Raw genomic sequence first — 25659 nt, 5'->3', positions numbered from 1 at the left:
GTGGACGCCGCAACCCGCAGGAGCCCAATCAAGTTGCAGCGGCGTAATCACCGCGTTGCCGGTCATGCGCGCCCTGCGAAGAAAATGACGGCTGATTTTGGATAGAATTGGCAGGCTGATCAGGATGAAAAACACCCCATTTTCATAATCCTGTTCATTCTGCCATTCTGTCCAAACGTCTGCTTGGAGATTTTTCAGGATTTCGGGATTTGGGATTTTTTCTTTGCCAGCCTTCGCTGTTTGGCGATGTATTTGCCTTTTCCTCATGACCACGCTCAACGCCACACCGCTCAAAACACTCGACCCGGAAATCTACGACTGCATCAAGTCCGAACTCGGGCGCCAGCAAAGCCACATCGAGCTCATCGCCTCGGAAAACTTTGTCGTGCCCGCCGTCATGGAAGCCCAAGGCAGCGTCCTCACCAACAAATACGCCGAGGGTTATCCCGGCAAACGCTGGTATGGCGGCTGCGAATTCGTTGACCAGGTCGAGCGGCTCGCCATCGAGCGCGCCAAAAAACTCTTCGGCGCCGAGCACGCCAACGTGCAACCGCATTCCGGCTCGCAGGCCAACTTCGCCGTTTACACCGCCGTGCTCCAGCCCGGCGACAAAATCCTCGGCATGAACCTCAGCCACGGCGGACACCTCACGCACGGAAACCCCGCCAATTTCTCCGGCAAACTCTACAAATTCGTGCAATACGGCGTGCGCGAGGACAACGGCCTCATCGACTACGACGAGCTCGCCAAAGTCGCCGCCGCCGAGCAGCCCAAGATGATCACCGTCGGCGCCAGCGCCTACTCGCGCATCATCGACTTCAAGCGCATGTCGGAAATCGCGCAAAGCGTCGGCGCGTATCTCTTCGCCGACATCGCGCACATCGCAGGCCTTGTCGCCACCGGCATCCACCCGTCGCCCGTTCCCTACGCGGATTTCGTCACCACCACCACGCACAAAACCCTGCGCGGCCCGCGCGGCGGCTTGATCATGTGCAAGGAAAAGCACGCCAAGGCGATTGACTCCGCCATGTTCCCCGGCGGCCAGGGCGGCCCGCTCATGCACGTCATCGCCGCCAAGGCAGTGTGCTTCGCCGAGTGCCTCAAGCCCGAGTTCAAGGCCTACACGACGCAGCTCGCCGCCAATTGCAAGGCGCTCTGCGCCGCGATGGAAAAACGCGGTTATAAAATCGTCTCTGGCGGCACCGAAAACCACCTCTTCCTCGTCGATCTGCGCACGAACCTTCCCGAGCTCACCGCGAAGAAGGCGCAGGAAACACTCGATCTGGCCAACATCACCTGCAACAAAAACACCGTGCCCTACGAGACACGCTCGCCCTTCCAGGCGTCCGGCATCCGTCTCGGCACGGCGGCGGTGACATCGCGCGGCATGAACGAGGCCGACATGGACGACATCGCCATGTGCATCGACCAAGTGTTGAAGGCAATCGGCACGCCCGACGAGGCCACCGCAATCGAGGCGTCCAAAAAACGCGTCCTCGAGCTGACGGCAAAATATCCGCTGCCCTACACGATGGCGTAAGGGCATTTTTCGACGTCGCGTCATAAAGCGATGGCATTGCAGGGCGCGCCGCAAGCGCGCCTTTTTTGTGCGAACGCATCAGCAAAGTCATTCACATGCGCGGGGCGCGCACGCTGGGCACGGCCCCATGGGCCGCGCGGCAAAAGATGAACGAGCGCGCCGCTGTGCTTAACACGCGATTTTGCGGATGATCACGATGCCAGGATTTTGTCGATGCTTGCGATTTCCGCGTCGCTGAAGTCTGTGTTTTTCAACGCGCCGAGGTTGTCATCGATTTGCTTGGTTTTGCTTGCGCCAATGAGCGCGGTCGTCACCACCGGCTGACGCAAAACCCATGCGAGCGCGAATTGCGCGAGGGATTGTCCGCGCGCTTTTGCCATTTCATTGAGCGCCCGAAGCTGCGCGAGCTTGGCCTCGGTGATATCCTCCGGTTTCAGGAATCGCGGATCGTGCGCGGCGCGCGAATCGGCGGGGATGCCGTTCAGGTAGCGATCCGTGAGCAGCCCTTGCGCGAGCGGGCAAAAGGGAATGCAGCCAATGCCTTCGCGCGCGAGCACGTCGATCAGGCCGTGTTCCGGCGTGCGTTCATACATGTGGTATTTCGGCTGGTGGATCAGGCAGGGTGTGCCGAGGTCGCGGAGGATCGCGGCGGCGCGGGCGGTTTGATCGGGATTGTAGTTGGACAGCCCGGCGTAAAGCGCCTTGCCGGAGCGCACCGCATGCGCAAGCGCGCCCATGGTTTCATCGAGGGGTGTTTCGGGGTCGAAACGGTGCGAGTAAAAAATGTCCACGTAATCGAGGCCGAGTCGCTTGAGGCTTTGGTCGAGCGAGGCGAGCATGTATTTGCGGCCGCCCCATTCGCCGTAGGGGCCGTCCCACATCTGGTAACCGGCCTTGGTGGAAATGATGAGTTCGTCGCGATGGGCGGCGAGTTCCTCGCGGAGAATGCGTCCGAAGTTGGTTTCCGCGCTGCCCGGCGGCGGGCCGTAGTTGTTGGCCAGGTCGAAGTGCGTGATGCCTTTGTCGAAGGCATGCAAAACGAGCGTGCGCGCGTTTTCAAAAAGCACGTTGTCGCCAAAGTTGTGCCACAGGCCGAGCGAGAGCCGCGAAAGTTTCAGCCCGCTGCGGCCGCAGCGTTTGTAGATCGAGGAGTCCGAATAGCGCGAAGGAGAGGGTGTGTGCATGAGTTATTGTGAGACCGGTTCGGGATTTGGTTTTCTGGAATTTAAGTTTTCCCCCTTACGCGCCTCCGAGCGCTTTGTGAAGCGTTTCGAGTTCGTTGCGTAAACACGCGACTTCCGCCTCCAGCGCGGCGAGGCGCTGCTCGACCTCGGGAGGAAGCGTTTGCGTGACTGTGACCGGGGTGGCTTCCGGCGCATCGGCGGCGGGTTCGCCCGTCAGGAGTTGCGCCCAGCGCGCCTCTTTTTGCCCGCGTTGCGGAGGAAGTTTGCGCGCGAGCGGTTCGGCGCGCGCGGCGAGATCTGCGAGAATTTGCTCCAGTTCGCCGATGGTGGCGGGCATGGCGGCCATGCGTTCGCCGCGCGTGCGAAGCTCGGCGGTGGTTTGCGGACCGCGCAGGAGCAATTCGGCAAGAATCACGCGGGCGGTCGGTTCCATCGGATAAACCTGGTCGAGCATGTGCCTGAATTTTGCGACGCGCGCCTCCGCGCCGGCGAAGTGCGTGGCGAGCCGCTTCTGGCGCAAGCCGTCGAGCGCGTGCTCGATATCCTCGTGCGTGGCGGCGAGAATCGGGTTGCGGTTGTTGCGCTGGTTGGCGGCGTTGACAAGCGCGTTGAGCGTGAGCGGGTAGATGTCGGGCGTGGTGAGTTCCTTTTCAATCAGGCAACCGAGCACGCGCGCTTCGAGCGGCGAAAGAGTGTTGGGGTTTGAGGACGATAGATCGGGCTGCGTTTCTGTTGTCATGCGCGCAAGCATCACCGCGCGCGCGATTCTGCGCAAGGGTGTTGCTCAAAAAACCACACGCGTGGCCGCCCGCGGACGGGCTCAGGGTTTGCTGATGAGGGCGACGGCGTGGGCGGCGATCGCGAGGGAGCGGCCGATGTCGTCGGAGCCCTCGTTGGTCGTCGCCTTCAGGCCGATGCAATCGGTCGCGATGCCAAGCGAGGCGGCGAGTGTGTTTTTCATTTCATCGAGCCGGGGCTGGATTTTCGGTTGCTCGGCGATGAGCGTGGCGTCGATGTTGACGGGGCTCCATCCGCGCCCGGCAAGGGTGGCGATCACGCGGCGGAGGAGGATTTGCGAATCGATGTCCTTGCAGGCGGGATCGGTGTTCGGAAAAAAGTGTCCGATGTCGGGGAGGCCGGCGGCGCCGAGGAGTGCGTCGCAAATGGCGTGCGTGAGGCAGTCCGCGTCGGAGTGTCCGTCAAGCCCGACGGGCGACTCGTCAAAGCGGACGCCGCCAAGAATCATGGGGCGCCCGGCTTTGGTGCGATGGATATCATAACCGAGGCCGATGCGGATGGGCATTTTTAGAGCGGGAGGTTTCAGGTTTTTGCGGACGGCTCAATTCGATGGCCCGGCGCTTTTGCTCCAAAGCGCATTTTCCTCCGCGATGCGCTCGATGGAGTTGTTGATGAACTCAAAATAGGAGAGGTCGGCGGGCGTGGTGAGCTTTGGGTTGGGGTGGGGGTTTTCCAAAAGCGCGACGGGCTGGCCGAGCAGTTCCACGGCGGCGGCGTCGTCCGTGATCTCCAGTCCGCGGTCGATGATGCGGGTGTAAGCCCTGGTGATGAGTTCGCGGCTGAAAACCTGCGGCGTTTCCATTGCCCAAAGATTGGAGCGGTCGATCGTTTTGAGGCGGCCCTCGCCGGAGTGTTGCTTGATGGTGTCGCTCACGCGGTGCGCGAGCACGACGGCGTGTTCGCGGCGGACGATCTTGAGCAGGCCGACGAGTTGTTCGGGGCGAACAAAGGGGCGCGCGCAATCGTGGATGAACACATGCTCGATGTCGGCGGGCAGCGCCTCGAGCGCGGCGGCGACCGAGGCCTGCCGCGTGCGCCCGCCGCGCACAAAAATGGCGGGGGTCGGCGCGTAGGCGGAAAGCGCGGTGAGCTGGCGCTGGTCGCGGGTGGTGACGATGTAGAGATCGGCGACGCCGCTTTCCATGAATGCTGCGACGGAATGCGCGAAAAGCGGACGTCCGCCGAGGGGGACGAGCACCTTGTCGGTGACTGCGCCTTGCATGCGCTTGCTTGATCCTGCGGCGAGTAAGATGGCTGCGGTGCGGCTCATTTTTTGGATGTTGGGAGTTATGAGTTAGGACGTGGAAAGTAAGAGGGACACAGGCGCGTCATCCATCATTGGCCTGCGTCTGGTTGTGACGCTGTCCAAGTTCCTCCATGATTGCGCGGGCGGCGGCGGCGGGATCGGGAGCCTTGAGAATGGGGCGGCCGACAACGATGAATGACGAGCCCGCGCGCGCCGCCTCGGCGGGAGTCATGGTGCGCTTTTGATCGTCGGTGCCCGCGGCGGCGGCGGAGCGGATGCCGGGGGTGACGAGTTGCATGTGCGCGGGAAGCTCGCGGCGAAGCACGGGGACTTCGAGCGGCGAGCAAACGAGGCCGCGCAGACCCGCGTCCGTGGCGAGTTTTGCGAGGCGCAAAACCTGGGATTCGGGAGCGGCGTTGACGCCGGTTTCGGCGAGGCCGGCGGCATTGGTCGAGGTGAGGACGGTGACGCCGAGGAGGAGCAGCCCGGGCTTGGTTTGCGCGGCGGCTTTTTGCGCGGCGACCATCATTTCCCGTCCGCCGCAGGTGTGGAGCGTCAGCATGCCGATGGGAAGCGGCGCGAGCGATTCAACGGCCTTGGCGACGGTGTTGGGGATGTCGTGGAGCTTGAGATCGAGAAAAACATTGAATCCCTCGTCGGCGACGGCGCGGACGTAATCGGGGCCGTGGGCGGTGAACATTTGCAGGCCGATTTTCACCCAGTTGAGCGATCCGCGCAATTGGCGGAGCAGGGGCGCGGCTTCTTCGCGGGTTGGAACGTCGAGTGCGAGAATCAGGTCGGTGGACATTGCGGAAATGTTGAATGCGGATTGCGTGACGCGAAATGTAGGATGCGCGGGGCGCGGGTTGCAATCGCAGTTTTTGGATAATGATTTGGACGAAGGGCATTGGGTTTCTGTGGTCAAATGCCGGGCGCTCTTTATTTTCATAAATAAACCTTCATAATTTGGGCTCCGATTTCTGGTTGCGGCGATTGCGGAGTGCTCGCAAAAATCGGCGCCATGAATCACAAGTCCGTGCGCCGGTTTTTATTTGTTTTGTGTTTGCTCGCGCTTCCGTTTGTTCGCGCGGAAAATAACGAGCCCGCGGTGCCGCCGCTCAAGCGGCTCGCGAACGACCAGTCGGAATACCGCCGCTTCACGCTCGACAACGGCATCAAGGTCATCCTGCTCTCCGACCCGAAGCTCAACAAATCCGCCGCGTCGCTCGCCGTGGGCGCGGGCTCGCTCAGCGATCCGCGCGACAGGCAGGGGCTCGCGCATTTTCTCGAGCACATGCTTTTTCTCGGCACGGAAAAATATCCCGACGTGAACGATTACGGGAACTACCTCACCAGCAACGGCGGCTATAACAACGCCTACACCGCCGACGACCACACGAACTACCTTTTCGAGATTCGCCACGAGGCGTTCGAGGGCGCGCTCGACCGGTTCGCTCAATTTTTTATCGCGCCGCTTTTCACGCCGGAGTTCACCGAGCGCGAGTTGAACGCGGTCAATTCCGAGAACCAGAAAAATCTCGAAAACGACGGCTGGCGCGCCTACCAGCTCCGGCGCTCGGTCTATCGCGCGGATCATCCGGCAAACCATTTCGGCACGGGCAACAGCGACACGCTCGAGGGCGTGACTCGCGAGGAACTGCTCGCGTTCTACAATAAACACTACAGCGCCGACCGCATGACGCTCGCGCTCGCCGGACGCGCCGGCCTCGACCAAATGGAGCAGTGGGTGCGCCGGTATTTTTCGCCGGTCAAAAACCGCGATCTCGGCGCACTGCGCTATGATCCCGATTACCTTTCGCCGAAGGCGGCGCTGCGCGTCGTGCGCATCGAGCCGATTGCCGATCTGCGCCAGATTTCGATTGAGTTTCCGATGCCCGCGTCGGGCTCCGAGTGGCGTTCGAAACCGGCCGGGCTGCTCGGCTTCATCATCGGGCACGAGGGCGAGGGCAGCCTGCTTTCGCAACTGAAGGCCGAGGGCCTCGCGATTAGTCTTGGCGCGGGAGCGCACGACGAGACGCGCGACTACGGGCGCTTTTCGATAAGCGCGCAGCTCACGCCCGCCGGTTTGCAAAATTACCAGCGCGTGCTCGAGCTGGTCTTCACCGCAGTCGCCGAAATCAAGCGCGCCGGTTATCCCGCGTATCTGTTTCACGAACGGCGGACGATGGCCGCGCTCAACGAGCTTTATCAGGACAAGGGCGAGGGCGCGAGTCGCGCCGTGTTTCTGGCGAACCAGCTCGCGTATTATCCGCTCCCGATTGCGGAGCGCGTGCCCTACCTCTGGCTTCGCGAGGACCCGGCGGCGTTTGAAAAATTTCTCTCGTATTTGCGACCCGACAACATGCTTGTTTCGATCACCGCAAAAGGCGTCGAAACCGACGCGACCGAAAAATACTACGGCACGAAATACAGCTACCGCGAGGAAACGGGTTCCGCCTACGACCGGCTCGTCGCCGCGCTCGGCGCGCGCGCGCTTCCAGAAGGCGTGGCGATTCGCATTCCCGCGCCCAATCCGTATATTCCCGCGAGCGCGGCGGTCCGCTCCATCGCGCCCGCGCGCTTGATCGACGAGCCGGGGCTCAGCCTGTATTACGCGCAAGACACCGAGTTTCAGCGCCCGATGGTCACGCAGATTTTCACGTTTCGCCTGCCGCGCTCGTTTGCCTCGCTCGAAAACGCCGTCGCACTCCGCTTCTACGCCTCGTGCCTGAACGAGGCGCTCAATGAAACCACCTACGTCGCCTCGGAGGCGGGGCTCGACGTGCGCGTGTCGGCGTCGCTCACCGGCGGCGTCACGATCACGCTCAACGGTTACGATGAATCCGCCGCGCGACTGCTCGCCACCGTCTCGTCGCAACTCGTGGATTTCAAATTGGACGGGGAGCGCTTCGCCGCGCTGAAGGACCGCATCGTTCGCGGCCTCCGCAATTTCGAGCGAGGCGACGCCTACCGCATCGCCATGACGACGCTCAACAGCATCACCGGCGAGTTCGTCTACCGTCCCGACGAGCAGATCGCCGCCGCCGAAAAAATGACGCTCGCCGACGTGCGCGCCTTTGCGCGCGAACTCTACAAAACGGGCAAGGTCGAGGCGCTCATTTACGGCAACGTCACCGGTGATGACGCCGTCGCGCTGGCGCGAAAATTCCGCAGCCACAAGCCCGCGCCCGAAAGCGCGCTGCTGCGGGATCGTTATCTGGAGATTGCGGCGGGCGCGGAGGTGCGCGCGAGCGAGAAGCTCATCGTCAACAATTCCGCCATGGTGCTGCGCTACAAACTCGGCGACACCTCGCCGGAGATGCGCGCGGCGGCCGGCGCGCTCGGCATATTTGTGGCGGAACCGTTCTTCACGGAACTGCGCACGCGCCAGCAACTCGGCTACATCGTCAGCGGCGGCGCGTCGTCCGGGAAAACCGAGAGCATCGCCTATTTTATCATTCAGTCGGGCAATCATCCGGCGGACGAATTGGAGAAACGCGCGCTCGCGTTCATCGACACGCTGCCCGGTCAACTCGCCGCGCTCGACGATGCCGCGTGGGCGCAGATCATCGCCGGCGCACGCTCGCGCCTTGAGGAAAAAGACAAATCAATCGACGAGCGCGCCGGCCGCCTCTACGCGCTCGCCTACGATTACAACGCGGACTGGGAGCGCCGCGCGCAAACACTCGCCGCGCTTGACAAGCTCACGAAGGCGCGCGCCGTCGAAATCCTGAAAAGCGCATTCGATGAAAAAACGCGCGGACAAGTCACCGTGCTCGCCTTCTCGCGCGACCACGAGCCAGCCGACGCGAACGCGCCGAAACCGACGTTTGATTTCGAAAAACGCGCCGAGTGGAAAAAGACGCGGAGTTACAAGTGAACGCGTTTATCAATATGGCACGGACAGGAATGTCTGTGCTCCCGTTATGAGTGCTGATTACGAAAAGCCAATCGGCCCCTGGGTGCGGCGCGCGAAGGAGCACGGCGAGGGCGTGATCAAGAAGCTCACGCGCGACGAGCTCGTTGCGTGCGTGATGCATGTGGACGAGCGCATTATCGCAATCAACAAGCCGGGCGACATTCCGTGCCATCCGTCGAAGGACGGCCCGTGGTCGAGCCTGTCGGGCGCGGTGCGCGAGCATTTCGGCGACGCGGCGGCGCACTTGATTTTTCGCCTGGATCGCGAGACGAGCGGAGTGGTGGTGTATGCGCGCGATCCAAGGACGGCGCGGCGTTTGCAGATGGCCGCGCAAAATCGGAAGTATGGCAAAGCATACTTTGCGATACTATGCGGCGAGCTGCGCGAGGCGGTCGCGGTTGATCAACCGCTTGGTCCCGATTACGATTGTCCGGTCGCGATTAAAAACAAGGTCGTGCGCGCGGGGCAGGGGCAGTCGGCGCGCACGCGGTTCGAGCCGTTGCAATGTTCGGGCGGTTTCACGTTCGCGCGAGTGATCACGGAAACCGGGCGCAAGCACCAAATCCGCGCGCACGCGCAATGGCTCGGGCATCCGCTCGTCGGCGACAAAATCTACGGTCCCGACGCGCGTTTGTTTCTTGAGTTTATTGAGACGGGATGGACGCCGAAACTGGCGGGGCGGTTGCTGATGGCGCGGCAGGCGCTGCACTGCGCGGAGATCGACTTGAGGGCTGCGGGCGTGGATTATGTTTTTCGCGCGCCGCCGGCGGCCGACATGCTGGAGTTTTGCCGCGAACGGGGTTTTGATTGCTCGAAGTGGCTGGCGTGAGCGCGCCGAAGGGGCGCGGGCTCAGCGCGATTTCCAGAGTGTTTTGAGCGGAGGGGGCTCGACGGAAATGGATAGTTTTTCGGGCGAAAAGATGTCGCGCGGAAGATCGAGTTTCACGCCCGTGAGCAACACGTTGAAGTCGGTGCCGTTGCCCGTGGTTTCGTTGCGGAGCTCCGCTTTGCGCAGGAAAAACATGTCGGACACTTTGTGAAAATCCTTCAGGCGCATCGTTTTTTTCACGGCGCCACCGGGGCCGAGGATTTCAAAGACGGTGATCGTGCGATAGCCTTCGTCGTAATAAAGGCGCACGCCGGTCAGGTCGGGCCGCGCGTTGGCAATCTCGGCGGGCGGGCGCATCAGGAACGCGTGCGTGACGCGGAAGTTGCCCGATCTCAATCCTTCGTAGGTGTGGTCGTTCCAGTGGATGAAGGGCATTTGGAGTTCGAAGGCGCTGAGGTCCGTGCCCGCAAGCGGCTCGAACATCGCCGAGGGGTTGAGTTGCGCGGCGGCGGCCTTGGCGTTGTTGCGCGAATAAGTCCACACGGTGCTTTGCGGGCCGCTCTGGACGAGGAGTTCGCGCTCGTCGTTTTGCGAGCCGGGGCGGAGTGTGATGCGCGTGACCGGCCCGCGTTCGTTGCGACTGCCCCACATGCGCCCGGGGATGATCGTGCGCGTGCTGGTTCCCTTTGGGCGCAGGATGAGTTGAAACTCGAAATAAAAATCGCCGTCGATGGCGCTTGTGCGGATGGCTTCGAGGATCGTCCTGCCCTTGTCCTGGTCAACGGGCGCGGCCTGCCGGTAATCGGGAACGGACGGCGTGATGCTGCGCGATTGGGCGAAGGCGTGCGGCGCGCCGAGGATGCAGAAAAGGCAGGCGAAAATAATCGCCTGCCCCGTGATGGTTTTGCCGCCGGTGGTCATTGTGTTTGTGACAATGGCTGGTGGCGCGAGTGCCGCGTTATTGTTGCGCGGGCGCGGGAGCTTCCGGCGCGGGCGTGCCCGCCGGAGTCGCGGCGGGGGTTGCCTCCACGGTCGTGTTTTGCGGCGATGTCACAGGCGCGGCGGGTGCGGCGATTTCGGGAGCGAGAACGCCCGAGGTGGCGCGGTTAGCCATATAGATGTAACCGAGGTAAAGGGCGAAGGCCAAAACAAAGAAGATGACCGCGCCCTTGATGGTCGCCTTGCTGAGCACATTGCTGGTTTCGGCGCCGAAGGTGGCCTCGGCCATGCCCCCGCCCATGGCAGCGCCGACGCCGCCGTCGTTCTTGGCGCGTTGCATGAGAACAAGAAGCACGACAATGATGGAGACGAAAACCAGGATAAGAATACCTACTGTGAGAAGAATGCTCATTGGAAAAAGATGAGGAGAAAGCAGACTGAAACGCGGTTTGTCAACATGCGAGCACGGGGTCTCGATTTTAGGGGCAATTTTATGTGCGGGCGCGACAAGCGGCAAAAGCGAGGCTTGAGGCCTCGCCGTTCGCTTTGAGTTTGTCTGGTGAAGGTTTTTGCAACTGTCGTTTTTTCGAAAATGCGGGCTTTAAATCACAATAATTTGCCGACAAAAATTATGGCATGTTGCCCCTGTCTTTTTTTGCGCCCCTGTTGCGCGGACCGATGCGGATGTTTTTTGCGGTGTTTTTATTTGTCGCGACCATCCCGTTTCTTCGCGCGCTCGACTGGCTGCCCATAACCGACGAGGACCGCGAGGCCGTGGCGTCCACGATCGATCCCTCGCTTGATGAGGATGACGTCGTGATCGCGCTTCCGGCGGGCTACAAGATCGAGGAGGGCTCGTCTCCCAAAGTGGTGGATCGCACAAAATGGGGGCGTTACAGCATTGAGATCGCCCACAACCGCACCAAGAACACGATCATCTATAATCGCATTTTCGAATTCCTGCCCGTGCACATGCCCGCGGCGAAGTATTCCGACGTCAAAAGAATCTTCGACTTCGTGCACCTTCAGGACTCGCACACGCTCACAATCCGCGCGGGCGAATAAAGCCGTCACCCGCCATGCGCGACCGCTTCCACCGGTGTTCATTCGACAAATAATCTTTGTAATCGCAGTATGTTTCAAACACTCAAACTCCCTGCCGCCCTTTGTTTTCTAGCGACGTTTCCGGCGCATCCATCCGCCCGCGCCTTTGACAAAATCCCGGAGCACCAGCGCGCCCTCGTCTTTGCTGGCTGGATCGCGCCGACGCCGGAGGAGCTTTCCGCGACGGCCTCCACGATCGATCCCGAGGCGGGCGCGGAGATACTCCACAGGGTGAGGCAAATCGACGATAGCGAATACATTGCGCCCTCCACCGAGGAGTATTTTCGAATCAAAATTTTCGATGAAAAAGGCGTCGGGCAATTCACCAAAGTGGACATCCCATGCGAATCCGACGAGCGCTTTGTCACCTCGGAGGCTCGTGTGATCAAGCCCGACGGAACGATCATCAACGTCGATGAAAAGGCGTTTTATGATCGTGTCGCCATAAGGTATGGCGGCAAAAAGGCGCGCACACGCTCCTTTTCATTTCCCCAACTCGAACCGGGCGATATCGCCGAGTATAAATACTGCATTACCGCGAATGACAACATTGTCGCGGCCCGTTTCTATTTTCTGAGCGAGATACCCACACGGCACGCCGTTTTCCGGATAAAACCCGCGCCGCTCGCGGCCAGCTACAAGACAATGGCCTATTTTTACAAATGCGACGAAATGAAGGTCCGGCACGACGATGACGGTTTCAATTGTATTGAACTGAAAAACCTGCCCGCGCATGTGGCCGAATCCTGCATGGCGCCCGATCAGGACGCGCAGCCGTGGATATTGTTTTATCCGGTAATGCGCGGGCAGACCGCGCAGGCATTTTGGGAGAAAACTGCCAGGGCTGCGGGCAAAAGGGTTGAGCGTTACGCCAAAAAACCGAGCAAGCTCGTGAGGGAGACGGCGGCGCGCATCGTTGCGAATGCGACAAGTCCCGAGGAAAAACTGGCCCGCATCAACGACTATTGCCGCGCGAACATAGTCAATTACTGGATTTACACGCCGAAGGGCGGGCATGATAAAAACATTCGCGCCATGCGCGACCGGTCCCCAAGCGAGTTGATCAAGACCGGGCTCGGAAACAGCGACGATATTCCCGTGCTGTTTGTCGCGCTCGCCCGCGCGGCGGGCATTGACGCGCGCATCGCCCTCTGCGCCAACCGCAACGACGGCGTGTTCAAAATGACGCTGCCAATCGAGTATTACCTCAACGAGATATTCATCGCCGTGAAACTCGAGAAGGGATGGCGCATGTATGATCCCTCGCACAACATGGTGGGCACCGGCATGCTGCGCTGGCAAAACGAGGGCGTGCCCGCCTTGATCGTCATGCCGAAGGGCGTGGAGTGGATAACGACGGCCATGACATCCGCCAAACGCTCGCTCACGAAACGCACCGCAAAACTGCGCCTCAATGAAGAGGGCACTCTGTTCGGCGATGTGACCATCGAATACAGCGGGCAGGCCGAGATTACCGCGCGCTACCAGTTTCACAACGAGACCGATCAGAAGATTGAGGAGCTCGTGAAAGAAGACGTGCGGGCGAGGCTGCCCAACGCGGAGTTGTCGGACATCAATGTGACCAATTCAAGCGATGTATTAAAGCCGCTGGTGCTCACATACAGCGTCAAGGTTCCCGGTTATGCCGAGCGCACGGGGCGGCGGCTTTTCATGCAGCCGTGCTTTTTCACCAAGGGCGAGCCGGCCCGGTTCACGCGCAGCACGCGCACGCACAATATGTTTTTCAGATACGGCGAGTCTTTCAAGGACGAGGTCACGATTCAGGTTCCCGCAGGTTTCGCACTGGAGGAGGGCAGCGCGCCGGTTAATTTGGAACCGGGAAATTGGGGTTATTATAAAACCAGCATCGCGCTGAAAAAAAAGACCAACGAAATAATATACACGCGCGAGTTTGCCTTTGCGCCGTTGCTCGTGCCCGCCGAGGCCTACAAGGCGGTCAAATACATATTCGACACCGTGCATTCCAGGGACTCGCACACACTGATCCTTCGCTTGGGGGAATAGACGCGCCTCATATCAACACGATTTAAAACATGTTCATTAAACTTAAACGCCCATTATTGACGGCCTGCGCGATGCTAGTCCTTTTCCCGTGCGCCCAAGCCGCGAAGCTAAAGCTGCCGTCGTGGCTGGCCGAGGCCTCGCAACGGCAGGCGCCGCTGGAAAAGGACACCTCGGCGATCGTGCTGCATGACGAGGAAATCTGCGAGGTTTCCTCCAGCGGGCGCATGACCACCAAGACCCGTCGCGCGGTGCGTGTGGTGACGCGCGACGGACGATCGTCCGCGGGCGCGATCATTAGTTACGATTCATCCACCGACAAAGTCACCAGCTTCAAGGCGTGGCTGGTGCGGCCCGACGGCGAGGGGAAAACTTATGCAAAAAACGACACCGTGGATATCGCGGCATCCTCCGAGGCCGTTTACGCCGAGTCGCGCGAGGTCAGGTTTTCCGCCTACGCCGACGCGTTTGAGGATTGTGTTTTCGCTTGTGAATACACGGTGGAAGACAAGGGCGTGTTTGGGCAAAACATCTGGTCTTTTCATACAACACAGCCGGTTGCCTTGTCTCGCGTGACCTACAAGATTCCGAAGGGCTGGTCGCTCGTGGCGAGCATGATCAACCACGCGCCCGTCCAGCCCGTGGTGAAGGGCAACACCCACACATGGGAACTGCGTGATTTGCCGGCATTCAAGATCGAGCCTCTCAGCCCCTCTCCCTCCAAGGTCGCGCCGCGCATGAACATCGACCTGATGCCGCCCCCGGACATGAGGAATCCGCCGCGCATCACGTTTCCCGACTGGAAGGCGGTTTCCCTGTATAATTCCGCGCTTTATGTGAAACCCAGCACGCCCGACGCGACAGTCGGGGCCAAGACCCGCGAATTGCTGGCGGCGGCGGGCCCCGGGCTTTGGGAGCGCATCGACGCGCTGGCGCGCCACGCGCAGGGCATCAACTATGTGCAGATCGCCATGAACGTGGGCAGGGGCGGCGGTTACACGCCGCGCAACGCCGCCGAGGTGCTGCGAACCGGTTACGGCGATTGCAAGGACAAGACCGCGCTTTTGCGCGCAATGCTCACCGCGGCGGGCATCGAATCGCATGCGGTGACAGCCTACTCGGGCGACCGGTATTTTGTGACCGAGGCATGGCCGACGCCGATGCAGTTCAACCATGCCATCATTGCGATCAAGATTGATGATCCCTCGATCAGCTCGCCGATGATCGTGGAGCATCCCGCGCTCGGAAGGCTGCTGTTTTTTGACCCCACCGATCCCTACACGCCGCTGGGCGATCTGGATTACAACCAGCAAGGCTCGCTCGTGTTTGTGCTCGCGGGCGAAAACGGCGGGCTGGTGCGACTGCCGTTCACCTCGCCGATGGCGAATCATCTGGATCGCACGATCACCGCGCAGGTTTTTGAGTCGGGCTCGATTGGCGGGCGCATCGTCGAGCAATACACGGGGCAGGCCGCCGCGAGGTCGCGCGCGATTCATCGCCTGCCCAGGGTGAAGTTTGACGAGGTGATTCGCGGATGGGTCAACGACACCGTGCGCGCGGCGAAAATCTCAAAAGTGGACGCGGTTGACGAACAACAGCAGGGCAGGTTCAAGATGACGGTGGATTTCGCCGCGCCGGGTTACGGGCAGTCCATGCGCGGGAAGCTGCTGATCTTCAAGCCGGCGATTGTGAGCCGTCGCGATTTTGTTCCGCTCACAAAACCCGAGCGGACGCATCCGGTCGTGCTTGAGCCGCGTTCCTACAGTGAGCTGAGCGACATTTACATTCCGCGGGGATTTCAAGTCGATGAACTGCCGCCGCTGGTGGAAACAGCAACGCCCTTCGGAAGCTACAAGGCCGTGTGCACGTATGACGCCGCGACGCACCACGTGAAATATCAACGCACGCTCGTGATGAACGCAGCGGAAATCCCCGCCGCCGATTACGCCAGCGTGCGCGATTTCTTCGAAACCATCCGCAAGGCCGAGCAAACGCCGGTGGTGCTAAGCAAGGAGCAATGAGCTCTTTGGCCGCCAAAAAAAACTCTGGGTTGTTGACACGGCATGCATAAAGCCTTTCATGTGCCTTCAGATTTCCACGATTTGCCTGGCGCTGAAGTTTCGCCGAATGCTTAAAAATCCGGATTCCGGAGTAATTGATTAATGCCTTTGTTCGACACGTTTTGGTGCGGCTTATTGTTGGCTTGAAAGGCCCTGCATTTGTAAAGATGCGCCTTCACATTCCGACGCGGAAATCGACCATCAACCGATTTGGTTCTCACCTTTTCTCTTACTATCAACACCTTGCACTACAATGGACAAAAAAGACACTCCGGCGTCCGACGCGCCTGAAAAGACGCCCGCGCAACAAGCCGCCCCCGCCGCCGAAGCTCCCGCGACAAATCCCGAATCCGCGGCAAATCCCGCACCCGAGCCCAAGCCGGAAAAACCCGACAATACGATTCGCGTCGAAGGCGTGCTCGACATCGACACGCAAAAAGGCGGCAACGGCCAGCTCCTCGACCTCGCGCGCTACGGCAAACGCCGGCCGACCGATGTCTTTGTGCCGAAGGAATTGATTCGCCGCTTCAAGTTGCGCACCGGCTCCGTCATCAGCGGCACCGCGTATCCCGCCGAGGGCAAATTTCCGAACCCCAAGATGAAGTTCATCGAAAAAGTGGACGGCCTCGAAATCGACGAGCGCCGCGCCAAGTTCGACTTCAACTCCCTCACCACCATTTCGCCCGAAAAAATGCTCCGCATGGAAACGAAGGACGAGCGCATGACCACGCGCGCCGTCGATCTTTTCTGCCCGGTTGGCAAGGGCACCCGCGGCCTCATCGTCGCGCCGCCGCGCACCGGCAAAACCACGCTCCTGCGCGACATGGCGCTCGGCGTGCTCGAAAACAATCCCGAGTGCCACGTCATGATCCTCCTCGTTGACGAACGCCCCGAGGAAGTCACCGACTTTAAACGCTCCGTGGCCGCCGAAATCTGGGCGTCCTCAAACGACGAGCAAATCGAAAACCACATCCGCGTTGCCGACCTCTGCATTGAGCGCGCCAAGCGCCTCGTGGAAACGGGCAAGGATGTCGTGCTTTTTCTCGACTCGATCACCCGCCTTGCCCGCGCCCACAACAACGCGCGCCACGGCGGCAAGACCATGTCGGGCGGCATTGACTCGCGCGCGATGGAAAAACCGCGCCAGCTCTTCGCCGCCGCGCGCAACACCGAGGAAGCCGGCTCGCTCACCATCGTCGCCTCCGTGCTCGTCGAAACCGGCAGCCGCATGGACGACATCATTTTCCAGGAGTTCAAGGGCACCGGCAACATGGAGCTCGTGCTCGACCGCAAGTGCGCCGAGATGCGCCTCTGGCCCGCCATCAACATCGCCAGCTCCGGCACCCGCCGCGAGGAACTCCTCATCGACGCGAAGAATCTCGACTCGATCCACTTCTTCCGCCGCGCCCTCGTGCAGCAGCGCATCGAGGATGCGACCGAGACAATGATCATGCGCCTCTCAAAAACGAAAAACAACGAGGAGTTCCTAAAACTTATCGCACGGTAAAGGGGGAGGCAAAAGCACGGAAAAATTCCGTGCTTTTTTCTATTCCCAATTAACGCATGAAAAAAATCATCATTGGGATGGTTATTGCCGGCTTCCTGCTGGTGGCGGGTTTGTGCGGCCTGTTTTATCGCGAGCTGAATCGCAGAGAGGCGGGCGAACACGTTGCCAATGTGCGTTATTTGCCGAAATCTGCCAGTGACATTACCTACGTAAAAATAATGTTCTGTGAAGAATATGAATTTGCCATTTCCGAGTCGGAATTTGTGCAATTTGCGAAGAAAAAAGGTCGCATACTTCAAGAAATCCAAGAGCCAAAATCCGTGAGGCCAATTTTAATCTGGCCTGAAAAAAGAAATAAAGAAATTCAAAGTCTTGCCGATTATGAATCCACCGAAGTTAAAGCGGACAAGGGATTATTTCATCAGGAGCAACGGAATAATGGCGGCGGTTATACGTTTCTCTATAATCGTGACACTGGACGCGCGTATTATTGGTATGCTCATCATTAATCTTATCATATCTCATGAGTGACCATTCAGACAACACTCCTCGCAAATTTCATAAACGAGCAATTTTATACATTGGCATAACTCTTCTTCTCCCAGCCCTTCAGTTTTTCATTTCTTCAGCCTTTTCCTCTCCCGCCCCCTCTCACTACGATACGGTTCTCATACCGAAGGTCAAAACTTCGATTTATGTCGGCAGCGTTACGTTCACGATGACGCCCTTTGTGCGGAGCGGGGGACAAGTTTACACAGCCGAATACAAGGCCAGCGTTGTGCCGTTTTTTTTCTTCAGCGAAAGCGGCCGGTTGAGCATCAACTTTACGGATGAACAACTCGCCCGGCTCGAGCGCGGTGAGCGGGTGGATTTTACCGGCGATGGCAAAAACAAGAAGAACAAGGGCCGTCGCATTCTCGGTCACGCCCAGGCCGAAGTCCCCGGCGCGCGAACGGGCAAAATAAAAGTGCGCGTTTTTGTCACCAAAAACACCGACCTCGTTCTCGACACCACCTACACTTTTGCCGAAAAGCAGTCGGGGGCTGAATAGAGGAGGAGGAATGTCGCCCCTGTTTTTTGAACGCCAAACGCGATGCTTTCGGCGTTTCGGGTGTTAGTGCTGTTTTGGTTTAAATTGTCGCGAGGACATGCCTTTTGGCTGGGCGAACCGTCCCGGTGAACCGGGGATGTTACGGTTTACCGGGACGGTTCGCCCTGCCTCAAATGCGACAGAACAATCGCGCTCAGGCTTTTACCGAGGGGAGGTTCCAGATGTCCTCGGCGTATTCGCGGATGGTGCGGTCGCTTGAGAACTTGCCGACGCGGGCGGTGTTGAGGATCGCGGCGCGGGCCCACTTGGCTTTGTCGCGATAGAGCGCGTCCACTTTTTCGTGGGCATCGCTGTAGGCGCGGAAATCGGCCAGCACCATGAAGGGGTCGCCTCCGTTCAACAGGCTGTTGTGCAGCGGGGCGAAGGCGCCGTGCTCGCCGGGCGTGAAATAGTCCGAGCCAATCCAGTCGATGATGGCGCGGAGTTCCTCGTCGGCGTTGTAATAGTTCCACGGGTTGTATCCTTTGGCGCGGAGGGCCTCCACTTCGTCGACGTTCATGCCGAAGATGAAGATGTTTTCGTCGCCGACCTCCTCCTTGATTTCCACGTTGGCGCCGTCGAGCGTGCCGATGGTGAGGGCGCCGTTGAGGGCGAGCTTCATGTTGCCGGTGCCGGAGGCTTCCTTGCCGGCGGTGGAGATTTGCTCGGAGAGATCGGCGGCGGGGATGATCTTTTCGGCGAGCGAAACGCGGTAGTTGGGCAGGAAGGCGACCTTGATTTTGCCGCCGATGCGGGTGTCGGCGTTGATGTGCGCGCCGATGACGTTGATGGCTCGGATGATGTTTTTCGCGAGGTCGTAGCCGGGCGCGGCCTTGGCGCCGAACACAAAGACGCGGGGGACGATGTCGAGGTTCGGATTCTGGAGGATGCGGCGGTAGAGCGCGAGGATGTGAAGCAGGTTCAGGTGCTGGCGCTTGTATTCGTGGAGGCGCTTGATTTGCACGTCGAAGAGCGCGTCGGGCGAAACTTCAATCTGGCAATCGGTTTTGATGATGGCGGCGAGTTCGTTTTTGTTGACGCGCTTGACTTCCATGAACGCCTTTTGGAAGGCGGGTTTGTCGGCGTGTTTTTCGAGGCCGCGAAGCAGGTCGAGGTCGCAAGGCCAGTGGTCGGTGCCGAGGGTGTCGGTGATGAGTTGCGAGAGGCCGGGGTTGCAGTCGAGGAGCCAGCGTCGGGGGGTGATGCCGTTGGTTTTGTTTTGGAAGCGTCCGGGGAAGAGCTCGTCGTATTGGGGGAAGAGGTGTTTTTTCAGGAGCTCGGTGTGGAGCGCTGCGACGCCGTTGACGGCGTGCGAGGCGACGACGGAGAGGTTGGCCATGCGCACGGATTTGCCGCCGTTTTCCTCGATGAGGGAGCAGTCGCGTTTTTTGCCGTCGTCGCCGGGCCAGCGCGCCTCGACGAGTCGGAGGAGGCGGTCGTTGATGGCGTAGATGATCTGGAGGTGGCGAGGGAGGACGCGGTCAAAGAGGCCGATGCTCCATTTTTCCAGCGCCTCGGGAAGTAGGGTGTGGTTGGTGTAGGCGAAGACCTTGGTGACGATGCCCCAGGCTTTTTCCCATTGCATTTCCTCCTCGTCGAGAAGGATGCGCATGAGCTCGGCGATGGCGACGGCGGGGTGGGTGTCGTTGAGTTGGATGGCGATTTTGGAGGGGAAGTTGTCCCAGGAATTCTCGGGGTTGCGGAAGTGGCGGCGCATGATGTCGCGCAGGGAGCAGGCGACGAAGAAGTATTGCTGGATGAGGCGCAGTTCCTTGCCGTTTTCGGTTTTGTCGTTGGGGTAAAGAACCTTCGAGATGGTTTCGGTGACGGCCTTTTCGCGGACGGCCTCGACATAGCCGCCGGAGTTGAACGCGGCGAGGTCGAACTCGGAGGCGGATTGCGAGGCCCAGAGGCGGAGGAAGTTGACGGTGTTGGTGTCGTAGCCGGCGACGGGGATGTCGTGGGGGATGCCGATGATTGAGTCGGTGTCAACCCAGCGCGGGCGGTAGTTGCCGCGGTCGTCGAAGACGTTTTCCACGCGACCCCTGATTTGAATGGTGACTTTGTTTTCGGGGCGCGCGATGTCCCAGGGCGTGCCGCCCATCATCCACGAGTCGGGATGCTCGACTTGGGAGCCGTTGACGAACGCCTGGCGGAAAAGGCCGAATTCGTAATAGATGCCGTAACCGATGGCGGGCAAATCGAGGGTGGCGAGCGAGTCGAGGAAGCAGGCGGCGAGGCGCCCGAGGCCGCCGTTGCCGAGGCCCATGTCTGATTCCTCGTTGAGGATGGTTTCAAAATCGACGGGAATGTCGGGGTCCTTGATGGCCTCGCGGGCGGCTTTGTAGAGGCCGGTGTTGTAGAGGTTGCTCTCGGTGAGCCGTCCCATGAGGTATTCGAGGGAGAAATAATACAGGCGGCGAACATTGCCGCGATTGTGCACGGCCTGGGTCGAGATCATGCGCGAGAGGATGTGCTCGCGGACGGCGAGCGAGGTGGCGATCCACCAATCGTGCGGTTGGGCCGAGTGGAGGTCGCGGGCCAGGGTGTAGGTGAGGTGGCGGAAGATGGCTTGCTTGAATTTGCCCGTGCTCGCGGCGTCAAAGGGCGAGGTGGTTTCCGGGCTGGGGCAGGGGGAGTTTGGCCAGGATGCGTCTTTCGACGCGGCTGTTTTTCCGGAAGCGGTGTTTTTTTGTTTTTTGCTGTTGGTTGCCATGTGAAAACTGGAATTAGAGTCTTTCAAAAATGAATTCGCCTAGGGTGGCATGACTGTGTGCTTGGTCACGTCTAAAATGCGGCTGTTGGCCGCATAGGGGGCGCCTCTCAAATTAAAACCCGGGAGCGCGGGCATCCTGCCCGCCGGTTTGGAGGCTTGCGCGGCGCGGTGTGCCGCGCCGTCTTGCGGGCAGGATGCCCGCGCTCCCAGGGCGCAAGCGTGGATTCGGGTTTGCGCTGGGAGGCCAGCCCGCCGCGCGGGGCTTTGCGCTTTCCTTTGCGCCCAAGTTCCCAAAGTATATGCGCCGCAGTTTGATCTTTCGATTACCATGCCGACTTTTGAAACACGACTCATGCAGGCGGGCGATTGGGACGAGGTTGCCCGGTTGATCCATGCCTCGCTCAACCTTTGGTATGAAAAGAACCGCGGCTACCGGCTCGTGAGCGGCGGCTGGGAAACGATGCGGCTGTTTCCGCGCGTTTACGAGGACCTCGATCCCGGCTGTTGCGTGATGGCCGTGGAAACCTCGTCCGGCCGCATCGCGGGCGTGTGTTTTTTTCACCCGCGGCCCACGCATGTCGCCCTCGGCATCATGAACACGCATCCCGATTTTTTTGGAAACGGCGTCGCCTCACTGATGCTCCGGCATATCATCGGCGATGCGAAGCGGCGGGGGCTGCCCGTGCGGCTTGTGTCGGCGGCGACCAATGTCGATTCGTTCTCCCTCTACAACAAGGCGGGGTTTGTGCCGACGCGGTTTTTTCAGGACATGACGGTCAGGGTTCCCGAAACCGGTTTCGATGTCGCCGCGCCGCAAGGCTGGACTTTTCGCGACGCGACTGTCGGGGACATCCCGCAAATCGTCGCGCTCGAAAGGGAGCTCGCGCACATTGAGCGCGAAAAGGATTATCATTTCTTTCTGCGCAATCCCGGCGGCATCTGGCACATGAGCGTGCTGGTCGGGCCGGATGGCGGGCTCGGCGGTTTTCTCGCCTCGGTCAATGATCCCGGGAGCAATATGCTCGGCCCCGGCGTGGCTCGCAACGAGGAGCTGGCGGCGGCGTTGGTGCGCGGGGAGCTCGGATTCCATCGCGGTTGCTCGCCGGTCTGGCTTGTCCCGTCCGAATCCCGCCGGCTGGTGGATGCGATGTATGCGATCGGGGCGAAAAACTGCGAGCTGCACATCACGCAGGTTCTCGGAAATTATACGCGGGAAACAGGCATCGTCTTCCCCACGTTCATGCCGGAAACTGGCTGATGGCGGCGGCGATGGCTGGGGGCGGTAATGGACGAACGTCAAAGGCAAGGCATGCCCTGCCTCATGACTTCTCTCATCCGTCAGTCATCCCGAATCACGCCTTCACGCGCCGGTTCACGGCGCGGGCGGCCATTTTTCCTCGAATGTGTCCAACGGCCACAGCTCGAAGCGGCGCACGATTGTCTCCGCGCCTTCCGTCTGGATGCCCACCTTGCCCGCATGCGGTGACATCGCGAACGCTTCATTGACCAGCTTTCCGTTGAAAATGTGGGTCACCGTGTCGCCCCTCGCGATCACCTCCAGGCGATTCCAGCCGCCGACAGGCGCGTCCAAATCGTGTTTCCCCGCAAAGGTGAGACTGTCCTTCCAGTCCTCATCGCGTTTCTCCCAATTTATCCGTCCTTTGGTGACGGCTTGGCGCGGGGCCCCCTTCCTCCATCGCTTCTCCCCGTCGCGATCCAACTCGAATTCGCAGTCCGCGCGGTGGGTAAGTTTCGCGCCATCCTCCGTTTTGGCATTCAGCACCAGAAGGTCCCCATGCCGCCTTGGATGATGTTCGCCTCGAAGCAGGCCGGCCACGTCTTGCCCAGCGCGCCGTGCGGTCCCGTTATATGATAGAGAATGCCGTTGTCGCGGGCGCGCGTCTTGCGTTTGCCCCAAGTGTTCGGCCCCCACTTAAATTCAACCACAAGATGATAGTCGCCGAACGATTGTTTCGTTGCCAGGTATCCGTAGCCGCGCCCGCTGATGTGCAACGCTCCGTCCCGCATCCTGAATATCTCCGAAGGCGGGTCGTTCAGGTCTTTGGCCGGCCCCAAGTGAATCTCCGTCCGTCCGTCGCGTATCAGGTCGAACACATCGATTTTAGTCTTTACCGTCCCGGCAACGGCGGAGCTGGCGGCCCCGCACGCCGCGGCGAGGAGAAGACTGGAAAAAAGCGTCAAGAAACGCGGCATTATCCGATGCTTGTTTTGGAGCGCGCCAGCGCTTCCTTCGCACTGTTTTTTGGGGGGATTCATGCGCCGTGCATGCTCCCGTTTTTATTTCCACGCACAAGCGTTATCTTGCAATTCCGGCCGTCATTAGGCGGCCTTGCAAAAGCGCGCTCCTCGCCAGGTTTCGCGCGGCGTCTTTTTGCGGCCTTGCGCGGCCCCCTTCGTTTCGTTGTTCTGTTTTTCGTTAGTTGCCATAGTCGGCGGTCTGGTTGCGCGCTTCCGGCTTTTCTTCCCACTCCGTTTCATTCCCGGCTCGCACGCATCAATCAACAAAACCACCCCCATGAAAAAACACATCCTGTCATCATTCCTTGCGATTGTCCTGCTTGCCGGCTCCACCGCCGTCGCGTCCGCAGCCGAAAAAACAAAAGTCGAAATCGACGCCGGCTTCCCCGGCGGCAACATCATCGTCGTCGATGCCGGCGAGAGCGTCGTGCGACTGAGGCAGGACTTGCGCGACACCAAGGGCAGATGGTTCTACTGGTCGTTCCGCGTCCGGGGCGCGCAGGGCAAAACGCTGGAGTTCCAGTTCGACGACAAAATCATCAGCTACCTCGGCCCGGCGATCAGCAAGGACGGCGGAAAAACATGGGCGTGGCTTTACAACAAAACCGGCAACCTCCCTTACTCAGCCGTCTCCTCCGCCTTCAAATACACATTCGGCAAGGATGACACGGAGGTGTTTTTCAGCCTCAGCCCCAATTACACCGAAAAGGAACTCAACGCCTTCCTCAAAACACACAAAACAAACCCCGCGTTAAAAATCGGCACGCTCTGCAAAACAACCAAGGGCAGAAATGCCGAGTTGCTCCGCATCGCCGGGCAAAACCCAAGGCGCGGCTTCAAAGTTGTTCTCACCGCAAGACACCACGCCTGCGAGACGATGGCCAGCTACGCCCTTGAGGGCATCATTGACACCATCCTTTCCGACACCCCCGACGGCCGCTGGCTGCGCGAACACGCCGACTTCCTCATCGTGCCGTTCATGGACAAGGACGGTGTCGAGGACGGCGACCAGGGCAAGAACCGCAAACCCCACGATCACAACCGCGACTACGCCAAGGAAATTCACCCAACCGTCCGCGCCTTCAAAAAACAAGTCACCGAATGGATCGACGGCCGCCCCGCGGTTCTCTTCGACATGCACTGCCCCAGCGAAAAAGGAAAAACTATCTTCTTCTTCACCGAGGCTGCCGAGTTGAACAAAAAGATTTCGGACAATGTGAACCGCTATTGCTCCCTGCTTGAGGCGGAAAGAAAAAGCCCGCTCTACTACAAAAAATCCCACAACCGGATAGCCAAAAACTCAAAGAACCCCGCATTGGTGAAATGCAACACCTGGTTCATGACCCTGCCCGAAACGATCGCGGCCATGACATTGGAGATACCCTACGCCCTCGCCGCGGACATCGGCGCAACGGACGGCGTCGCCGTGACAGCGGATCGCGCGCGCCTGTTCGGAAAAGACATGGCGAAGGCGCTCCGTATCTTCCTCGAAACCCAGCACTGACACCGAGCAAGGCCTTGGCGTCGCACTGTCCCCATTTTCACCCTCCTTCAAAATTTTCTTCTGACTTTTCTCGCGTCCGTCGGCCATGCTCCTAAAAAGTTACAAAACACGACCCGGCCCCTTTTTCACCTTCCAACAAAACTCGGCCCGGCCCTTTTTCACCTTCCTCTAACTGTTGGTTCGCTGGTCTAATTCTCTGCGCCACTCGCCAAGCAAACCCTCGGCAAGCGTTCGATCTATTCGCCCGTCTTCCACTGCGCCTACAAACGTCCCGTCGAGTTCAAATTCGATGGCTAGGTTGTGCTCGCCAGAAAACTGCCGCAGTGCCTCAACCAGCCATGTGACTTCCTCAAGGTGTTGCCTGTCGGTGTCGATGGGCAGCTTCCACGGAGGAAGTGCAGAGTAAACCAAGAGAACACCTCCAACAGTTCGAACGGATGTTCCCAAGTTCGATGTGTGGATTTCGTCAATGAACTGCGGCGGCCCAATTAGCCAGTTTCGCCCACGCGCAATCTCGCCAACCACTCGTTGCACGATTGGGGGGATATCTTCTCCAAAATCCTGCGCGATGTAGAAGATAAGTTTTTGCTTTGGATGATCGGAGGTGATCTGGGACGACATAGTTCAGACTCACTGAGTTCGTGCTGGATAAATCGGAATCTGGCCGCCCGGGCCACCAGGGTTGTAACGGTAGCCACCAGGCATATGTGCGTTCAAGTGGCGAGTTGCTGGCAATGGCACAGTGACGGGGGTTCCTTGGATATGATGCATCGGGATGCGTTCACCCAAAAGACCTGCATCTTCGGGGAAGTGCCGCACCCAAGCCTTATCGACAACCGGCGTCCTGCCTTTCCCTATAGCGGCACGATTTGCAGGACTCAGAATGTCACCGTAGCCACCCGCATCCCACAAATCTCGCGTCGATCTCCAATCAGCCGGATT

General features: G+C 59.8%; 22 protein-coding genes. 11 read left to right on the top strand and 11 right to left on the bottom strand.

Annotated elements, in window-relative coordinates:
• Positions 1–265: 265 nt before the first annotated feature.
• Entirely contained in the window at positions 266–1540 is a 1275-nt protein-coding gene (gene glyA, locus M2103_RS05945; protein WP_277509376.1) for a serine hydroxymethyltransferase, read from the top strand.
• Positions 1541–1731: 191 nt separating this feature from the next.
• Here glyA and mgrA read toward each other — a convergent pair whose 3' ends face one another.
• From mgrA to pyrF, 5 genes are all read right to left on the bottom strand, one after another.
• Positions 1732–2724, bottom strand: a complete 993-nt coding sequence (mgrA, locus tag M2103_RS05940) for an L-glyceraldehyde 3-phosphate reductase (RefSeq protein WP_277509375.1) — start codon at positions 2722–2724, stop codon at positions 1732–1734.
• A gap of 55 nt (positions 2725–2779) precedes the next feature.
• Positions 2780–3463 carry a DUF480 domain-containing protein gene (locus tag M2103_RS05935; RefSeq protein ID WP_277509373.1) on the bottom strand — a complete coding sequence of 228 codons (684 nt, stop codon included), beginning with the start codon at positions 3461–3463 and terminating at the stop codon, positions 2780–2782.
• 81 nt (positions 3464–3544) lie between these two features.
• The gene (ispF, locus tag M2103_RS05930; RefSeq protein WP_277509372.1) at positions 3545–4027 is read right to left on the bottom strand and encodes a 2-C-methyl-D-erythritol 2,4-cyclodiphosphate synthase; all 483 of its coding nucleotides are present in this window, start codon (positions 4025–4027) and stop codon (positions 3545–3547) included.
• 36 nt (positions 4028–4063) lie between these two features.
• Complete coding sequence (ispD, locus tag M2103_RS05925) at positions 4064–4792, bottom strand: 2-C-methyl-D-erythritol 4-phosphate cytidylyltransferase (protein ID WP_277509370.1); 729 nt, start codon at positions 4790–4792, stop codon at positions 4064–4066.
• A 58-nt stretch (positions 4793–4850) separates the two neighbouring features.
• Complete coding sequence (gene pyrF / locus M2103_RS05920) at positions 4851–5576, bottom strand: orotidine-5'-phosphate decarboxylase (RefSeq protein WP_108826558.1); 726 nt, start codon at positions 5574–5576, stop codon at positions 4851–4853.
• 213 nt (positions 5577–5789) lie between these two features.
• Here pyrF and M2103_RS05915 point away from each other — a divergent pair, with 213 nt between their 5' ends.
• The gene (locus M2103_RS05915) at positions 5790–8648 is read left to right on the top strand and encodes an insulinase family protein (protein WP_277509367.1); all 2859 of its coding nucleotides are present in this window, start codon (positions 5790–5792) and stop codon (positions 8646–8648) included.
• Between the two features lie 46 nt (positions 8649–8694).
• On the top strand, positions 8695–9516 hold the full coding sequence (locus M2103_RS05910) for an RNA pseudouridine synthase (RefSeq protein WP_277509365.1): 822 nt from the start codon (positions 8695–8697) through the stop codon (positions 9514–9516).
• A gap of 21 nt (positions 9517–9537) precedes the next feature.
• Here the strand turns inward: M2103_RS05910 and M2103_RS05905 are convergent, their stop codons facing one another.
• Both M2103_RS05905 and secG read right to left on the bottom strand, forming a co-directional pair.
• On the bottom strand, positions 9538–10437 hold the full coding sequence (locus M2103_RS05905; protein WP_277509364.1) for a hypothetical protein: 900 nt from the start codon (positions 10435–10437) through the stop codon (positions 9538–9540).
• 37 nt (positions 10438–10474) lie between these two features.
• Positions 10475–10867, bottom strand: coding sequence for a preprotein translocase subunit SecG (gene secG, locus M2103_RS05900; RefSeq protein ID WP_277509363.1), 393 nt, complete (start codon positions 10865–10867; stop codon positions 10475–10477).
• A gap of 224 nt (positions 10868–11091) precedes the next feature.
• On the opposite strand from secG, the gene M2103_RS05895 reads away from it, so the two are divergent.
• The 6 genes from M2103_RS05895 to M2103_RS05870 all read left to right on the top strand — a co-directional run bounded on the left by M2103_RS05895 (position 11092) and on the right by M2103_RS05870 (position 18199).
• Positions 11092–11520, top strand: coding sequence for a hypothetical protein (locus M2103_RS05895; RefSeq protein ID WP_277509362.1), 429 nt, complete (start codon positions 11092–11094; stop codon positions 11518–11520).
• A gap of 69 nt (positions 11521–11589) precedes the next feature.
• Positions 11590–13584 (top strand): DUF3857 and transglutaminase domain-containing protein, encoded by a 1995-nt coding sequence (locus tag M2103_RS05890; RefSeq protein ID WP_277509361.1) that lies wholly within the window; start codon positions 11590–11592, stop codon positions 13582–13584.
• A 71-nt stretch (positions 13585–13655) separates the two neighbouring features.
• Positions 13656–15602 carry a DUF3857 domain-containing transglutaminase family protein gene (locus tag M2103_RS05885; RefSeq protein WP_277509360.1) on the top strand — a complete coding sequence of 649 codons (1947 nt, stop codon included), beginning with the start codon at positions 13656–13658 and terminating at the stop codon, positions 15600–15602.
• A gap of 292 nt (positions 15603–15894) precedes the next feature.
• Positions 15895–17148: a transcription termination factor Rho gene (gene rho, locus M2103_RS05880; RefSeq protein ID WP_277509359.1), complete on the top strand. Its 1254-nt coding sequence runs from the start codon at positions 15895–15897 to the stop codon at positions 17146–17148.
• A 56-nt stretch (positions 17149–17204) separates the two neighbouring features.
• Positions 17205–17657 carry a hypothetical protein gene (locus tag M2103_RS05875; RefSeq protein ID WP_277509358.1) on the top strand — a complete coding sequence of 151 codons (453 nt, stop codon included), beginning with the start codon at positions 17205–17207 and terminating at the stop codon, positions 17655–17657.
• A gap of 209 nt (positions 17658–17866) precedes the next feature.
• Positions 17867–18199: a hypothetical protein gene (locus M2103_RS05870; RefSeq protein ID WP_277509357.1), complete on the top strand. Its 333-nt coding sequence runs from the start codon at positions 17867–17869 to the stop codon at positions 18197–18199.
• 193 nt (positions 18200–18392) lie between these two features.
• Here M2103_RS05870 and M2103_RS05865 read toward each other — a convergent pair whose 3' ends face one another.
• Entirely contained in the window at positions 18393–20954 is a 2562-nt protein-coding gene (locus M2103_RS05865) for a glycogen/starch/alpha-glucan phosphorylase (protein WP_277509356.1), read from the bottom strand.
• Positions 20955–21282: 328 nt separating this feature from the next.
• On the opposite strand from M2103_RS05865, the gene M2103_RS05860 reads away from it, so the two are divergent.
• Positions 21283–22212 (top strand): GNAT family N-acetyltransferase, encoded by a 930-nt coding sequence (locus M2103_RS05860; RefSeq protein WP_277509355.1) that lies wholly within the window; start codon positions 21283–21285, stop codon positions 22210–22212.
• A gap of 114 nt (positions 22213–22326) precedes the next feature.
• On the opposite strand, the gene M2103_RS05855 is transcribed toward M2103_RS05860, so the two are convergent.
• Both M2103_RS05855 and M2103_RS05850 read right to left on the bottom strand, forming a co-directional pair.
• A complete protein-coding gene (locus tag M2103_RS05855; protein WP_277509354.1) occupies positions 22327–22791 on the bottom strand; it encodes a family 16 glycoside hydrolase in 465 nt (154 codons plus the stop codon).
• Positions 22731–23168 carry a family 16 glycoside hydrolase gene (locus M2103_RS05850; RefSeq protein WP_277509353.1) on the bottom strand — a complete coding sequence of 146 codons (438 nt, stop codon included), beginning with the start codon at positions 23166–23168 and terminating at the stop codon, positions 22731–22733. Before M2103_RS05850 ends, M2103_RS05855 begins: the two co-directional genes overlap by 61 nt.
• A gap of 322 nt (positions 23169–23490) precedes the next feature.
• Between M2103_RS05850 and M2103_RS05845 the strand changes: the two genes are divergently transcribed.
• Positions 23491–24717 carry a M14 family zinc carboxypeptidase gene (locus tag M2103_RS05845; RefSeq protein ID WP_277509352.1) on the top strand — a complete coding sequence of 409 codons (1227 nt, stop codon included), beginning with the start codon at positions 23491–23493 and terminating at the stop codon, positions 24715–24717.
• Positions 24718–24885: 168 nt separating this feature from the next.
• Here the strand turns inward: M2103_RS05845 and M2103_RS05840 are convergent, their stop codons facing one another.
• A complete protein-coding gene (locus tag M2103_RS05840; protein WP_277509350.1) occupies positions 24886–25338 on the bottom strand; it encodes a hypothetical protein in 453 nt (150 codons plus the stop codon).
• Between the last annotated feature and the right edge of the window lie 321 nt (positions 25339–25659).

This window comes from Ereboglobus sp. PH5-5, from assembly GCF_029504805.1.
Lineage (GTDB): Bacteria > Verrucomicrobiota > Verrucomicrobiia > Opitutales > Opitutaceae > Ereboglobus.
Note: the sequence above shows the minus strand (reverse complement) of the source record. Positions and strands in the feature narration are given on the sequence as shown.

Coding starts and splice junctions, on each gene's coding strand:
- M2103_RS05895 (WP_277509362.1), top strand. CDS start 11,092: ATGTTGCCCCTGTCTTTTTTTGCGCCCCTGTTGCGCGGACCGATGCGG.
- glyA (WP_277509376.1), top strand. CDS start 266: ATGACCACGCTCAACGCCACACCGCTCAAAACACTCGACCCGGAAATC.
- M2103_RS05885 (WP_277509360.1), top strand. CDS start 13,656: ATGCTAGTCCTTTTCCCGTGCGCCCAAGCCGCGAAGCTAAAGCTGCCG.
- rho (WP_277509359.1), top strand. CDS start 15,895: ATGGACAAAAAAGACACTCCGGCGTCCGACGCGCCTGAAAAGACGCCC.
- secG (WP_277509363.1), bottom strand. CDS start 10,867: ATGAGCATTCTTCTCACAGTAGGTATTCTTATCCTGGTTTTCGTCTCC.
- M2103_RS05850 (WP_277509353.1), bottom strand. CDS start 23,168: ATGCCGCGTTTCTTGACGCTTTTTTCCAGTCTTCTCCTCGCCGCGGCG.
- M2103_RS05915 (WP_277509367.1), top strand. CDS start 5,790: ATGAATCACAAGTCCGTGCGCCGGTTTTTATTTGTTTTGTGTTTGCTC.
- M2103_RS05860 (WP_277509355.1), top strand. CDS start 21,283: ATGCCGACTTTTGAAACACGACTCATGCAGGCGGGCGATTGGGACGAG.
- M2103_RS05910 (WP_277509365.1), top strand. CDS start 8,695: ATGAGTGCTGATTACGAAAAGCCAATCGGCCCCTGGGTGCGGCGCGCG.
- M2103_RS05845 (WP_277509352.1), top strand. CDS start 23,491: ATGAAAAAACACATCCTGTCATCATTCCTTGCGATTGTCCTGCTTGCC.
- ispD (WP_277509370.1), bottom strand. CDS start 4,792: ATGAGCCGCACCGCAGCCATCTTACTCGCCGCAGGATCAAGCAAGCGC.
- M2103_RS05905 (WP_277509364.1), bottom strand. CDS start 10,437: ATGACCACCGGCGGCAAAACCATCACGGGGCAGGCGATTATTTTCGCC.
- mgrA (WP_277509375.1), bottom strand. CDS start 2,724: ATGCACACACCCTCTCCTTCGCGCTATTCGGACTCCTCGATCTACAAA.
- M2103_RS05890 (WP_277509361.1), top strand. CDS start 11,590: ATGTTTCAAACACTCAAACTCCCTGCCGCCCTTTGTTTTCTAGCGACG.
- pyrF (WP_108826558.1), bottom strand. CDS start 5,576: ATGTCCACCGACCTGATTCTCGCACTCGACGTTCCAACCCGCGAAGAA.
- M2103_RS05875 (WP_277509358.1), top strand. CDS start 17,205: ATGAAAAAAATCATCATTGGGATGGTTATTGCCGGCTTCCTGCTGGTG.
- M2103_RS05840 (WP_277509350.1), bottom strand. CDS start 25,338: ATGTCGTCCCAGATCACCTCCGATCATCCAAAGCAAAAACTTATCTTC.
- M2103_RS05865 (WP_277509356.1), bottom strand. CDS start 20,954: ATGGCAACCAACAGCAAAAAACAAAAAAACACCGCTTCCGGAAAAACA.
- ispF (WP_277509372.1), bottom strand. CDS start 4,027: ATGCCCATCCGCATCGGCCTCGGTTATGATATCCATCGCACCAAAGCC.
- M2103_RS05935 (WP_277509373.1), bottom strand. CDS start 3,463: ATGACAACAGAAACGCAGCCCGATCTATCGTCCTCAAACCCCAACACT.
- M2103_RS05870 (WP_277509357.1), top strand. CDS start 17,867: ATGACGCCCTTTGTGCGGAGCGGGGGACAAGTTTACACAGCCGAATAC.